This is a genomic window from Aliivibrio salmonicida LFI1238 (assembly GCF_000196495.1).
Classification (GTDB): Bacteria; Pseudomonadota; Gammaproteobacteria; order Enterobacterales; family Vibrionaceae; genus Aliivibrio; species Aliivibrio salmonicida.
In genome coordinates this window covers 3,143,884-3,157,460 of the sequence record NC_011312.1, presented here as the reverse complement: position 1 = coordinate 3,157,460, position 13,577 = coordinate 3,143,884, and the positions used below count along the sequence as shown (strand labels likewise).

Genomic DNA, 13,577 nt, shown 5'->3' with positions numbered 1-13,577 from the left:
ATGGATTCTACGTTTTCACATCTTCTTCCTGACGTGATCAAAATTGCTCGCGCTTCAGGTCAATTGATTTTAGATATCTATGAAAAAGGCGATTTTGAAGCGTTTATTAAAGCGGATCAAACGCCAGTGACAAGTGCGGATTTAGCTGCTCATAAATTGATCATGGAAAAGCTGTCTCAACTGACGCCTGATATTCCAATTTTATCTGAAGAAGACGCGAATGTGTCTTTAGAACAACGTTCTCAGTGGGAGCGCTATTGGTTAGTTGATCCGCTTGATGGAACTCAAGAGTTTATTGCTCGTAGTGGTGATTTTGCTACCATTATTGCATTGGTTGAAAATAACCGTCCTATTATGGGGGTTGTTTATGCGCCGGTTTCTGGTGTCACTTATTATGCTTATGAAGGTAAAGGTGCATGGAAAATCCCTGATATGGATGAAAGTGTGCGAATTAGCACGCTTAAGCATGAAGAAGAGAAACAGCCAATTGCGGTTGCGATAAGTCGTCGCCAAAACATTAATAACATTACTCGCTGTATGAGTTCTGAATGGAATTATGATTTAGTGCCATTGGGATCCGCCGCCTTAAAAGCCTGTTTGGTTGCAGAAGGTGCTGTCGATTGTTATTTACGTTTGGGGCCAACAGGCGAGTGGGATACCGCAGCAACACAATGTATTGTTCAAGAAGCGGGTGGTCGTATATTATCAACCAAGCTTGAACCACTGTCGTACAATGAACGAGAGTCGTTAGAGAACCCTAATTTTATTGTATTAGGTGACGAGAATCTTCCATGGGATTCTATTTTAACTTGTGAATAATGAGCACCAATCTTGATAAATTGATTATTAAGATTGGTATAATTTCGGTTCGATACTCGAAATTCAGTGTTTTTCAGAGTACAATCCTTAATCATACTAATTTAGTCAGGTATTACTTGTGACTTCAATCAATATTACTGAAAGTGCTCAAGAGCACTTTGCAAAACTTCTGGCACAACAGCCAGAGGGGACAAACATTCGTGTATTCGTGGTTAATCCAGGAACTCAAAATGCAGAGTGTGGCGTATCATATTGCCCACCGGAAGCGATTGAAGCGAACGATACTGAACTGAAATTTGAAAACTTATCTGCGTATGTAGATGAGCTAAGTTTGCCTTTCTTAGAAGATGCAGATATCGATTACGTTACGGATAAAATGGGCTCTCAATTAACATTGAAAGCGCCTAACGCAAAAATGCGTAAAGTAAATGATGATGCACCTTTATTTGAACGTGTTGAATACGCGATTCAAACCCAAGTGAACCCTCAGCTTGCTGGCCATGGTGGTCACGTAAGTCTAATGGAAATCACCGAAGCCGGTATTGCGATTGTTCAATTTGGTGGTGGCTGTAATGGTTGCTCGATGGTTGACGTGACATTAAAAGAAGGCATTGAAAAAGAGCTTTTAGCTCAATTTGAAGGTGAATTAACGGCGGTTAAAGATCTGACAGAGCATGATCGTGGTGAGCACTCTTACTACTAATCAGAACGCTGATGTTGTAAAGGTGAGTATGTACTCACCTTTTTTGTGTCTATGGCATTATTATGAGATTAATTAAGCTTAAGCGTTTGAGTAAATATCTCGTTCGCCAAGCCAGCGCTGAATAATGGCTTTTGCATTACTTGGGTAACTGTCATGAATATAACGTGCAATGCGTTGGACTTCAGGGATTAAGTGTTGATCTCGAACTAAATCGGCAATTTTAAAATCCGCTAATCCTGTTTGTTTTGTTCCTAATAACTCACCGGGCCCACGAATTTCTAAATCTCGTTGTGCGATGACAAAGCCATCATTACTTTCGCGTAGCACACTTAATCGCTTTTGTGCCGTTTTAGATAATGGGGCGTGATAAAGCAGAACGCAGTGACTTGCTACTGTTCCTCGACCAACACGGCCTCGTAATTGATGTAATTGAGCAAGACCTAATCTTTCTGGGTTCTCTATGATCATTAAGCTTGAATTTGGTACATCGACACCGACTTCAATAACGGTAGTGGCTACTAACAAATGTAGCTTACCTTCTTTGAATTCTTGCATGATGCGCTGTTTTTCTTGCGATTTCATTCTGCCATGAACTAAACCAATATTAAGTTCTGGTAGTTGTAAGCGAAGTGATTCTGCTGTGTCTGATGCAGCTTGTGCCTCTAGTACTTCTGAATCATCGATTAACGTACATACCCAGTAGGCTTGACGTCCATCTTCAAGACAGGCTGTTTTTACTTTATCCACGATCTCGCTTCGGCGGGTATCAGGAACCGCGACCGTTTGAATTGGTGTTCTTCCCGGCGGTAATTCATCAATTACAGAGGTTTCAAGATCAGCATACGCTGTCATTGCCAAGGTTCGAGGTATTGGCGTTGCTGTCATGATTAATTGATGTGGATAAGCCCCATTTTTTAGCCCCTTTTCTCGTAGCTCTAGACGTTGGTCAACACCAAAACGATGTTGTTCATCGATAATCACCAACGCGAGATGGTGAAATTGAACATGTTGTTGGAAAAGTGCGTGAGTGCCCACTATCATTTTTGCTTCACCGCTAGCAATACGGGTTAATTCTTTTTCTTTCGCTTTTCCCGTTAGCTTTCCTGCTAGCCACCCAACAGGGATACCCATGCTCTCAAACCACTTGGTAAAGTTAATGGCGTGTTGTTCTGCTAACAGCTCTGTAGGGGCCATTAATGCAACCTGGTAACCATGTTCTATGGCTTGTACTGCGGCTAATGCAGAGACAAGGGTTTTACCTGAGCCAACATCCCCTTGAACTAAGCGCATCATTGGGTGTGGTTTTGCTAAATCGTGTTCTATTTCAGCCACGACTCGCTGTTGTGTATTTGTTGGGGTGAAGGGGAGCTGTGCTAATAATTTTTGCTTTAGATTACTTCTTGTTGTTAGTGGTAACGCATTTTCTTGCTGGCCTTTACTGCGTACCGATAGCATAGATAGGTTCTGTGCTAATAATTCTTCAATAATCAATCGTTGTTGTGCTGGATGCTTTCCTTGATCAAACGCTTCTAAGTTAATTGAAGGATCAGGGCGATGAATAATATGCAACGCTTGATTTAGCGTTATTTGATTATTGTATAACCCTTGTGGTAACAATTCGGTGACCGCGGCTTTGTCTAAGAGTACAAGTGCTTGATCGGTAAGGCTGCGGAGTGTGTTTTGGCGAAGACCATCAGTCGCAGGGTAAACGGGGGTTAATGTTGCTTCAATGTCTAAAGGTTTAGAGGGTGTATGAAATTGATAATCAGGATGAACAATTTCTAAACCTACACCACCTCGTTTTATCTCTCCGTAAGCATGGACTAATTTACCTTCACTAAAATGGTTTTTCATTCCCGCATTAAAATTGAAAAAGCGCAATGTAATCGTTCCGTTGCCATCACTGATTTTTACTAACAGCATTTTTCTTTTGCCAAATTGAAGATCACAAGACATGACATTGCCTTGTACTGCGGCAAATAAGCCGGCATGAACACGTGCTATTGGGTAGACTTTGGTTCGATCTTCATAGCGTAGAGGCAGGTGAAAAAGTAAATCTTGGATAGTAACCAAACCAATTTTAGCCAGCTTTTCGGCTACTTTCGCGCCGACACCAGCCAGAGAGGTTAATGGGGTGGCTGAAAGTAATTGGTTGGTCATATGTGTCCCTGAAATTAGTCTCGCTTTAACGCAAAGTGATGAAACTTACGTCCTTGATAAGTCATTATACCTTTATCGCCAGGGTTTAGAGCATTAAAAAAATGAATGCCTACTTCAAATTCTCTTTTGGGGCCAAAATTTCCTTTCTGTACATAAATCCAAAACTCTTGTCCTTCTTCTCCAGGTTGGGCATCGGTAATCTCAATGATCTGTTTATCAAGAATAGTCACTTCTGTTTTCATCTCAGGGGCATTTTCGCCAAGCATGTATTTACTTTGAAAGCGCTTAAATAATACCGCAGCGATGAGGATGAAAATAAATAGCGTAACGATATAAATAACTGGCATGGTTGTCCTTAAACTTACGAGTGATAAATACGCTTTATTCTACCGTTTCTATAAAGAGGAGATAATGACTATTTGTCGAGAGTGTGGGGGTTTTCTATTTATTTCTTCTATTATTTGTTTATTAATAATGTGACAAATTAGAATTTGAGATCTGACTCGAAGATTAAAAATAAGAAAAGCGTTTTTATAAGTATAAAAATAAAGGTTATCTGTGTGTTTGATTTTCAATTCGAGTACAGTAGAAAGAATAAAGTGAGTCGCTAGGAGAGTGAAATGTCGGATATTGATCTTGTGGTAAAACAAAGCAGGAAAATAGAATCGTTATTAAAAATGCATTATCACGCTGAAGGTAAAGGCTTACATCAACTGATCAGTAGTTGTGAAGAGCGGTTACCACACGATGTAATTAAAAAATTACGCTTTATAGCTACGATAAGAAATAAAGTGGTGCATGAAGATGGGTATAAATTAGAGGATAAAGCAGGTTTTAAGAGTGCTAGCCAAGAATCAATTGATATTTTGACACCTAGAGCGAGCCGCTTTCTTTGGAAACTAGTTTTCTTTATTGTGTTGTTTTCTACGTTAATTTCAGTTGGTATCTATTTGATTCACTGGGATAATATTAAGAATCTATTCTAATATCTTCTTTTCTGGTATAAAAAAACGGACGCAAATGCGTCCGTTTTTTTATATAAACTTATTTGAATGTATATTAGTACATCATTGGCAGAGTCATTAGTCCAACAACTACGGCTATCATCATAAGTCCTTGTTTTTGCGATGAAGTAATCATTATTATGCTCCTTTAATGTCTTCTATCATTGCTTGACAAATAGAATAGCATCATTTTCGTACTTTGATCAACCCCTGAGTGCTCTAAAGCTTGAAAAAATAACTTTTCTATGACAAAAGTGTGCTTTTATCACTGTTTTAAGGTTCTCTTTTGTCTGTTTATATATCGGTTTATTATGTTGTTTTTGTGTTAAGTTGATATAAGCTGCTGATAAATATAGACTAAATGCTATTTTTACTCGTTTGATAATTAATCACTTATTTAGCGTCTTGTTTTGGAGCTTAGCGTGCTCATTTATAGTGATAGTTATCTTTCTCTTTTTATTTTTCCAGTTTATTACTGTAAATCATTGATCATTTGCCTAGTTGCTTACTTCTAACACTAAAATCAGTCTAAAGATCTTGTTTTCATTAAGTGTATTTCGGGTTTTTTCTATACTTAAATTTAATTTTTTATTTTTAAGTTGTTGTTTTTTATTGGTTTAAATTCGTTTTCTTATGGTTTTGAATGTATTTTTATGTCTTGGGTGGGAATTTTTTTAGCATAATAAGGGCGTGCAGATAGGAAGCAGTAAATAATGCCTATTTTTACGTTTTCATTGAGTTTGCAATACTACTGATAGAGATTAAAAACGGTAAGTTTAGATCTACAACAAAAGTATAGACGATGATCTTTGTTATGCTGACGATAAGACCTTATATTTTATTAGGAAGCACAATGAAGCAAGATATCCATGGACACAGTGTATTAAACATTCTACTGAACTCTGAGGTTCCTTTACCTCGTGCTGAGTTAGAATTGATGGTTATTACTGAGTTCGGTTCTGACGTTTGTTTTCATACATGCAGTCAGCAAGAGTTGACGTTAAATGAATTACTGAATTTTTTATTATCTAAGAAGAAAGTGATAGAAACCAATGATGGCTTAATCGCAGACCCTGATCGCATGTGTAATCATTAAATACAAAAAAAGATCGCTAGTAAGCGACCTTTTTTATAATTGCACAAAACTACATGCCGATGGTTGTTGTTGCATATTTAAAGTAACTCATGATGCCATCTAGGAACATTTGAACTGAAATCATTAACAGTAACATACCCATTAAGCGCTCTATTGCAGCGAGTCCTTTTTCTCCTACAACTCGTTGGAATAAATCAGAGAACATTAAAATGACGGTGGTTGCAGCCCAAGCACCTAATAGTGCTAAACTCCAATCAGCCATGCGATTAGGTTCTTGGTGAGCCAATAATAATAATGTGGCCAAGATAGAAGGCCCTGCAATCATAGGTATTGCGAGAGGCACAATTAAAGGTTCGTCACCGGCCCCTAAACTCGCCCCTAATCCCCCTTCTGGTGGGAAAATCATTTTCAAACCGATTAAAAAGAGAATGATGGCGCCTGAAATAGACACGGCTTCTTTTTTAAACTTAAGAAGTTTAGTATTTGCTCTCCCATAAAAAGAAAATCCATCATAATAGACAGAGCAATCAGCAGTTCTCTAATTAAAATAATGCGTCTTCGCTTTTTCTCTACGTGTTTAAGGATAGAGGTAAATACAGGTAAATTACCCATTGGATCCATGATCAAAAAAAGCATGACTGCTGCGGAGAATGTGTCCATAAATGAGTACCGAAATTAGAAACGTAAGAATAAGATGAGATCATAACATACATAGCGAATTGAAAAGTGGCAGAACGAATGACTGATAGGCATAAAAAAAGGAACAATAAATGCTCCTTAATACTATCGTTTGATGAGGGTTATTTTTCCATCATGTGTTTTGTTCTTATATCGAGTAATGCAAAGACACCAAAAATCAGAATGGACCATTTTTCCCATCGGCTCATGGTGATCTTATCGCCGAATGCGCCAATAAAGATAAGCATCTGTAAGCCATGCATCATGAATAAGAAGGCGGTCATGATATAGAGGGCAATGGCTGCTTTTCCTGGGAAAGGCATAAAAATATTTAATAATAAAATTAGCCAAACAAACCCTATGGCTGCTTTGGCAAGAATGATCAGTCCTTTCATCTATTCCTCTCTTTCATATAGTTTAAATGTAACTTGTCCTGCGGTTTTATCTCTATGCAATCGCCAATGAGCAGGCGTTGGCAATGAGCTTAGTTCTTTTTCCGCTTCAATGTAAATCATTGCGTTTTTAGTAAGCCAACCATTTTGTTCTAATTTAGTTAATGTTTCTTCTAGTAGGTCTTTTCTAAAAGGAGGATCAATAAAGACCACATCAAATGGGAATGGCGTGGGAGTTTGGTTTAAATACGCTAATGCATCGATATGATGAAGTTCTATATTATCGGCTTTTAGGCTTTCTGCATTTTGTTTTAATTGGGTATGAGCTTGTTTGTTTAATTCAAGCATCACAACGTGTTCAGCTCCACGAGAGGCCGCTTCAAATCCTAAACCACCGCTACCAGAAAATAGATCCAAACAACGAGAACGAGGAATATCAAGGGCTAACCAATTAAATACGGTTTCTTTTATGCGATCAGTTGTGGGTCTTAATCCTTCTGCATCATGCACTGGAAGTTTACGTCCACGCCAGCGTCCGCTGATGATTCGGATACTTCCAGAGGCTCTATTTGTGTTAGAAGTGCGAGATGAATGTTGTTTACGTTTAAGCATAGATTTTTTGACCGCTAAGAAAGTGATAGTATACGAGAAAATGGTACCAATTTAATTCTAGGATTTCTCAATGACAGGCAAAAAGAAACGCGGATTATTGTCTTGGTTAGGTTTTGGTGATGAAGAAAAAGCCGAACAACCAACAGTAGAGCAACAATCAGTAGAAGAAAGCACTGATGAGAGTGTAATTGAAGATGTTCAAATTGAACAGCTCAAAGAGAATGAAGAGGTTACGACTTCCATTGAAGTGGATGAACCACAGCAATTGGAGGTAATTGACTCTACACTTGAAGAAAATAAAGAAGAAGAGCTGGTTGTTGAGGCTGTAGTCGTTGAAGAAATTGCGACGTCTAATATTGAAGAAGTACAAGAAAAGCCAACAGAAAGTTTTTTTGCTCGATTAAAGCGCAGTTTACAACGCACAAAAGAAAACATTGGTGCGGGATTTTTTGGTTTATTCAGCGGTAAAAAAATAGATGAAGATCTATTTGAAGAATTAGAAGAGCAATTATTGATTGCTGATGTGGGGATGGATACCACTGTTAAAATTATTAATAGCTTAACGGAAAAGGCAAGTAAACGTGATTTGAAAGATGGTGAAGCTTTATATGGCCTGCTAAAAGAAGAAATGGCTGAGATTTTAGTTAAAGTGGAGCAACCTTTAGTCATCGATGAAAAAAACAGCCCTCATGTAATCTTAATGGTTGGTGTTAATGGGGTAGGTAAAACGACGACAATTGGTAAGTTAGCTAAACAATTTCAAAATGATGGTAAGTCCGTCATTTTAGCGGCGGGCGATACATTCCGTGCAGCGGCGGTTGAACAACTTCAAGTATGGGGTCAACGTAATGATGTCCCTGTTATTGCGCAGCACACTGGTGCCGACAGCGCCTCGGTTATTTATGATGCTATTGAAGCCGCAAAAGCTCGAAAAGTAGACGTTGTGATTGCAGATACTGCAGGTCGTCTCCAAAATAAGAGTAACTTGATGGAAGAATTGCGTAAAATTGTACGTGTAATGCAGAAGATAGATCCATCAGCGCCTCATGAAGTGATGCTAACGCTTGATGCGGGTACTGGTCAAAACGCCATTAGCCAAGCCAAACTATTTAGCGATGTTGCACCGGTTACGGGAATTACATTAACAAAATTAGATGGTACTGCAAAAGGTGGCGTAATCTTCTCTATTGCCGATCAATTTCAAATCCCAATCCGTTATATTGGTGTTGGTGAAGGCATTGATGATTTACGTCCGTTTGTGGCGCAAGATTTCATTGATGCGCTATTTAGTCGTGAGGAATAACATGTGATTCGATTTCAGCAAGTTTCAAAAGCCTATCGAGGTGGTCGCCCAGCATTACAAAAAGTAAATTTTCACCTTAATAGAGGCGAAATGGCTTTTTTAAGTGGTCATTCCGGCGCAGGTAAAAGTACCTTGCTGAAATTGATCTGTGCGATTGAACGTCCAAGTGACGGTAAGATTTTATTTAATGGGCATGATATTACGAAGATCTCTAATCAAGACATTCCCTTTTTACGTCGTAATATTGGCATTGTATTTCAAGATCATAAATTATTAATGAATCGCACTGTTTTTGATAATGTTGCATTACCTATGCGTGTTGAATCAGTGAGAGAGAATGACATTAAACGTCGTGTATCTGCAGCATTAGACAAAACGGGCTTATTAGATAAAGCAAAGAGCTATCCGATGCAGTTATCAGGTGGTGAGCAACAACGAGTAGGTATCGCTCGGGCTGTCGTTAATAAGCCGATGTTGTTATTAGCGGATGAACCAACGGGTAACCTTGATCCTCAATTATCTCGCCAAGTGTTTAACTTATTTGCTGAGTTTAATCGTGTGGGTGTGAGTGTATTAATGGCATCGCATGATTTGTCATTAATTGGTGGTAATAAATACCGTCGTTTTGATCTTCACCAAGGGTGTCTACGTGAGGTAGCTGAACATGGCTAAGCGTAAAGCAAAAAATACTCAAGGCGCATCGAATGATGGATTTTGGGCTTCTCATAAAAAACAGGCAAGACTTTCTTTTCAAGAATTATTACGTCGCCCACTAGGTAACTTATTAACACTTGCTGTTATTGCTATGTCGCTAACTCTGCCTTCAACGATGTATTTGGTGGGTAAAAACTTAACGATTGTTGCTTCAAAATGGCAAGCACCTTCGCAAGTGAGCTTGTATTTACAACAAAACGTAGCTGAATCAAAAGTGTTAGAATTAAAAACAGAATTGGATGGGTGGGAAGAGGTTGAAGCGATTCAATACATTTCTCCACAAGAAGGGTTAAAAGAACTCAGTGAGCATTCTGGCTTTGAACAAGCCTTAACATTACTTGATAGTAATCCTTTGCCCGCAGTATTGATTGTTTCACCTAAAACGGAATGGCAAACGACAGAGAAAGTGAATCAGTTAGTGAGTCGTCTAAAACAGCAGTCTTATGTCAACGAAGTTCGCTTGGATGATGACTGGTTAATGCGTTTAGATGCCATTAAGCATGTTGCTGTCGTTGTAGCGACAACGTTAGCTGTTTTAATGTTTATTGCTGTCTTCCTTATTGTTGGTAATACATTGCGGTTTAATGTGTTGGAACAAAAAGATGAAATCCAGGTGATGAAGTTAGTGGGAGCAACAAATACCTTTATATTACGTCCTTATTTATACACTGGGATGTGGTTTGGTTTACTCGGTGGTTTTATTGCTTGGTTCTTAACGGCCATTATTACCGTGACTCTGAATGGTGCGGTCGATAATGTTGCTGTACTTTATGACAGCGTGTTCCGCTTGATCGGGTTAACATGGGATGAAAGTTTATTATTACTGATGCTGTCTTCCTTTTTAGGTTTATTGGCGGCAAGAATCTCGGTGTTACGTCATTTGAAAGAGATAGAGCCAGTATAAGGATTTAAGTACTGTTTTTATCTGTTGTGATCCATTTCTTAAAAAGCCGTTAATTATCTGAATTAGCGGATTTTTTCTTTTTTGTTTATGAAAAACTGAACTTAGTTAACAGAAATTAGTCCATAAAGTGTGGATAATTTTCCGCCTTTCCCTTGCAGTCTGTTTATTTTAAGTACATTATTGCAAGGTTAAGTTGAAGTTAAATCTAGATATAAATGGGGATTTGAATGTCGAAAGAGATGTATTCAATGGCTGTCGTTTCTCAAGATAGCATCGATAGCTATCTACGTTCTGTTAATCGTTACCCGATGTTAACGGTTGAGAAAGAACGCGATCTTGCTGAACGTCTACACTACAAAGAAGAAATAGAGGCGGCAAAAGAGCTGATTTTATCTCATCTACGCTTCGTTGTTCATGTCGCTCGTGGATATTCTGGTTATGGCTTACCTTTGGCGGATCTTATCCAAGAAGGTAATGTTGGTTTGATGAAAGCAGTAAAACGATTTAACCCTGAAGTGGGTGTTCGTTTGGTTTCATTTGCAGTGCATTGGATTAAAGCTGAAATTCATGAATACGTATTAAGAAACTGGCGTATCGTGAAAGTAGCAACAACCAAAGCGCAGCGTAAACTGTTCTTCAATCTTAGAAAGAATAAAAAACGTCTTGGTTGGTTTAATAATGGCGAAGTTGAAGCCGTTGCTAAAGACTTAGGTGTATCGCCTTCTGAAGTTAGAGAGATGGAATCCCGTCTTGCAGCTCAAGATTCAACGTTTGAAGCTCCAACCGAAGATGACGACCGTGATATGGCGTTTACCGCTCCTGTTTATTACTTAGAAGATAAGCAGTCAGATATTGCTCATTCATTAGAAGAAGATAATTGGGAAGATTACACCAATAATCGTTTGGCTAATGCGATAGCAACGTTAGATGACCGCAGTCAACATATTGTTCAATCTCGTTGGTTAACTGATGAGAAGACGACGTTGCAAGAGTTAGCTAACACTTACTCTGTGTCTGCTGAGCGAATTCGTCAGCTTGAAAAGAACGCGATGAAAAAATTAAAAGATGCTGTAGGAGATATATTCTAACTACCGCATTATCATTATACACAGAAGGCTGAATCCGAAAGGGTTCAGCCTTTTTTATTGGTTAAAATATTGTGATTAGGATCATAAGGTGTTTTTAAATCTTGTGTGTAACTAGAAGATTACCTGTGTAGATCTTAACAATTTATTGATGAAGCTAGATGAATCAGTCGGTAAGGAGGGTATTAACTTATCCACACTTTAAGAAGGATTTTTACTACATGTTGTGGATCAATTTTTACAAAACCACTTTATCAACGTAATTCACAGGTTTTTCCACAGGCGGTTAAAAAAAGAACAGTTATTTTTGGTGTGATAATCAATGTGGATAATAACTTTGTGTATAACTTTGCTTAACCCTTACTGTCTCTGTGTTTTTCTTGTGGTTAATCGAGAGTACAATAGTGCTAAATAAATAATAAAGGCTCAATATGGAACAGTTTCAACATATCTCAGTAACGGATGCACAAGAAAAGCTAAATCAAAAAGATCATAATGCAAGAATGGTTGATATTAGGGATCCACAATCTTTTGGGCGAGGCCATGTTGATGGTGCGTTTCATTTGACTAATGACACGATCGTGACGCTAATGAATGAAGTGGAATTTGAACAACCTGTTTTAGTGATGTGTTATCACGGACACAGCAGCCAAGGTGCGGCACAATATTTAATTAACCAAGGCTATGAAGAAGTTTATAGTGTTGATGGTGGTTTTGAAGGCTGGAATAAAGCAGGCTTGCCCGTAGAAAAGTAGAGAATTTATGCATCGATTGATCGCGTTATCAAATCCAAGAGCTGGTCAGGCCTTTATTGATTATATGGCTTCACGTCATATTGATCTTCGTATGATGCCAGAAGGGGAAGGCCAGTTTGCGTTATGGGTAGTGTCTGATGATACTTATCTATTGGAAGTTGAATCGGAACTACAAGCGTTTTTAAAAGATCCTAATGCGACAAAATATCAATCAGCATCATGGGATATGGCGGATACTCGTACTGCTAAATTTTCTTATTCTTCACCCAATATTATGAAGATGGTAAAAGCCAAAGCCGGTGTGTTTACGTTATTCATCATGGTGAGCTGTATTGTTATTTTTGCTTTGCAGCAATTTGGTTGGAATAATTCAGTCTTTCAATTATTGCACTTCCCTGAAAACCAAGGGCAAAGCATTGAGATATGGCGTTGGTTCTCTCATGCGTTACTTCACTTTTCAGCTACTCACATTATTTTTAATTTATTGTGGTGGTGGCAGCTTGGTGGAGACATTGAATTACGTTTAGGTCGAACAAAACTGGTTCAATTGTTCTTGTTTTCTGCTTTATTTTCAGGACTTGGACAGTTTTGGATAGATGGTGCTAACTTTGGTGGTCTATCTGGTGTTGTGTATGCGTTATTAGGCTATTCGTGGTTTATTGGTTGGTTGGCTCCTGAAAGAGGTATCTCAGTGTCTAAACCTATCGTAGGGTTTATGCTGATATGGATCATTCTTGGGTATGTTCAGCCTTTTATGGCGATTGCGAATACTGCACATTTAGTGGGATTGATAACCGGTTGTGCTTTTGCAGCAATTGACAGTCAATTCAAGTTTAAAAAAGCGTAATAAAACGAAATAAAAATAGAGCAAGAAGATTATCTCTTGCCCTATTTTTTTCTTTATTGGTAGATATATTTAGTAAACAATAAATCCACAGCTAATGTTTTTCCTGTCTCAGCAAGCAGCAGTTCATTAATTGCCGTTAAGCATTCTTTTCTGATTTCTTCACGACCAGCCAATGATTTAATTCGGTTCTCAGGTTGTTGTCCAAAGACTTCAACTAATACATTACGGATTTGTGGATTATGATGCTCTAGAAGTGGAACTTCACGATTATCGGCAACCATAATGTCGATGCGAACTTGTATGTATCCGAGCTTTTTCCCTGTAGTAACAAAATTAGTGGTTAGATCGGGTGCTAAGGTGAAGTAACCCATTTTAGGTGTCGTTTCGTCTGCTGCTAAAACAGCAGGAGCAAAAAGTTGGCTAATAATTAGCAGTAGTCCTGCAAATAATGATTTCTTTGTCATTTTCTAATCCATTCATCCGTCAATTTATTTTATTACTTGTT

Annotated in this window: 15 protein-coding genes and 1 pseudogene; 10 read left to right on the top strand and 6 right to left on the bottom strand. The window is 38.3% G+C overall.

What is annotated here, in order from left to right; translation table 11 throughout:
- Together cysQ and nfuA are read left to right on the top strand one after the other, a co-directional pair.
- Entirely contained in the window at positions 1 to 819 is an 819-nt protein-coding gene (gene cysQ, locus VSAL_RS15310) for a 3'(2'),5'-bisphosphate nucleotidase CysQ (RefSeq protein ID WP_012551329.1), read from the top strand.
- 118 nt (positions 820 to 937) lie between these two features.
- Positions 938 to 1,522, top strand: coding sequence for a Fe-S biogenesis protein NfuA (gene nfuA / locus VSAL_RS15305; RefSeq protein ID WP_012551328.1), 585 nt, complete (start codon positions 938 to 940; stop codon positions 1,520 to 1,522).
- Between the two features lie 78 nt (positions 1,523 to 1,600).
- Here nfuA and recG read toward each other — a convergent pair whose 3' ends face one another.
- A complete protein-coding gene (recG, locus tag VSAL_RS15300; protein ID WP_012551327.1) occupies positions 1,601 to 3,682 on the bottom strand; it encodes an ATP-dependent DNA helicase RecG in 2,082 nt (693 codons plus the stop codon).
- Between the two features lie 14 nt (positions 3,683 to 3,696).
- Positions 3,697 to 4,029, bottom strand: coding sequence for a DUF2500 domain-containing protein (locus tag VSAL_RS15295; protein WP_012551326.1), 333 nt, complete (start codon positions 4,027 to 4,029; stop codon positions 3,697 to 3,699).
- A 273-nt stretch (positions 4,030 to 4,302) separates the two neighbouring features.
- Between VSAL_RS15295 and VSAL_RS15290 the strand changes: the two genes are divergently transcribed.
- Positions 4,303 to 4,668: a hypothetical protein gene (locus VSAL_RS15290; RefSeq protein ID WP_012551325.1), complete on the top strand. Its 366-nt coding sequence runs from the start codon at positions 4,303 to 4,305 to the stop codon at positions 4,666 to 4,668.
- Between the two features lie 871 nt (positions 4,669 to 5,539).
- Positions 5,540 to 5,782: a YecH family metal-binding protein gene (locus VSAL_RS15285; protein ID WP_012551324.1), complete on the top strand. Its 243-nt coding sequence runs from the start codon at positions 5,540 to 5,542 to the stop codon at positions 5,780 to 5,782.
- 49 nt (positions 5,783 to 5,831) lie between these two features.
- Here the strand turns inward: VSAL_RS15285 and VSAL_RS15280 are convergent.
- From VSAL_RS15280 to rsmD, 3 genes and pseudogenes are all read right to left on the bottom strand, one after another.
- Positions 5,832 to 6,394: pseudogene (locus tag VSAL_RS15280) on the bottom strand (YhgN family NAAT transporter).
- A 188-nt stretch (positions 6,395 to 6,582) separates the two neighbouring features.
- Entirely contained in the window at positions 6,583 to 6,855 is a 273-nt protein-coding gene (locus VSAL_RS15275; RefSeq protein ID WP_012551323.1) for a DUF1145 domain-containing protein, read from the bottom strand.
- The gene (rsmD, locus tag VSAL_RS15270) at positions 6,856 to 7,464 is read right to left on the bottom strand and encodes a 16S rRNA (guanine(966)-N(2))-methyltransferase RsmD (protein ID WP_012551322.1); all 609 of its coding nucleotides are present in this window, start codon (positions 7,462 to 7,464) and stop codon (positions 6,856 to 6,858) included.
- A gap of 70 nt (positions 7,465 to 7,534) precedes the next feature.
- Between rsmD and ftsY the strand changes: the two genes are divergently transcribed.
- From ftsY to glpG, 6 genes are all read left to right on the top strand, one after another.
- The gene (ftsY, locus tag VSAL_RS15265) at positions 7,535 to 8,767 is read left to right on the top strand and encodes a signal recognition particle-docking protein FtsY (protein ID WP_012551321.1); all 1,233 of its coding nucleotides are present in this window, start codon (positions 7,535 to 7,537) and stop codon (positions 8,765 to 8,767) included.
- A gap of 3 nt (positions 8,768 to 8,770) precedes the next feature.
- Positions 8,771 to 9,439, top strand: a complete 669-nt coding sequence (gene ftsE / locus VSAL_RS15260; protein ID WP_012551320.1) for a cell division ATP-binding protein FtsE — start codon at positions 8,771 to 8,773, stop codon at positions 9,437 to 9,439.
- Entirely contained in the window at positions 9,432 to 10,385 is a 954-nt protein-coding gene (gene ftsX, locus VSAL_RS15255; protein ID WP_012551319.1) for a permease-like cell division protein FtsX, read from the top strand. The genes ftsE and ftsX overlap by 8 nt, the downstream gene beginning before the upstream one ends.
- Before the next feature lie 227 nt (positions 10,386 to 10,612).
- Positions 10,613 to 11,473 (top strand): RNA polymerase sigma factor RpoH, encoded by an 861-nt coding sequence (gene rpoH / locus VSAL_RS15250; RefSeq protein WP_012551318.1) that lies wholly within the window; start codon positions 10,613 to 10,615, stop codon positions 11,471 to 11,473.
- Between the two features lie 428 nt (positions 11,474 to 11,901).
- Positions 11,902 to 12,225, top strand: coding sequence for a thiosulfate sulfurtransferase GlpE (gene glpE / locus VSAL_RS15245; protein ID WP_012551317.1), 324 nt, complete (start codon positions 11,902 to 11,904; stop codon positions 12,223 to 12,225).
- 7 nt (positions 12,226 to 12,232) lie between these two features.
- Positions 12,233 to 13,072: a rhomboid family intramembrane serine protease GlpG gene (glpG, locus tag VSAL_RS15240; protein WP_012551316.1), complete on the top strand. Its 840-nt coding sequence runs from the start codon at positions 12,233 to 12,235 to the stop codon at positions 13,070 to 13,072.
- Positions 13,073 to 13,125: 53 nt separating this feature from the next.
- On the opposite strand, the gene VSAL_RS15235 is transcribed toward glpG, so the two are convergent.
- Positions 13,126 to 13,536, bottom strand: a complete 411-nt coding sequence (locus tag VSAL_RS15235; protein ID WP_012551315.1) for a flagellar basal body-associated protein FliL — start codon at positions 13,534 to 13,536, stop codon at positions 13,126 to 13,128.
- Positions 13,537 to 13,577 lie beyond the last annotated feature (41 nt).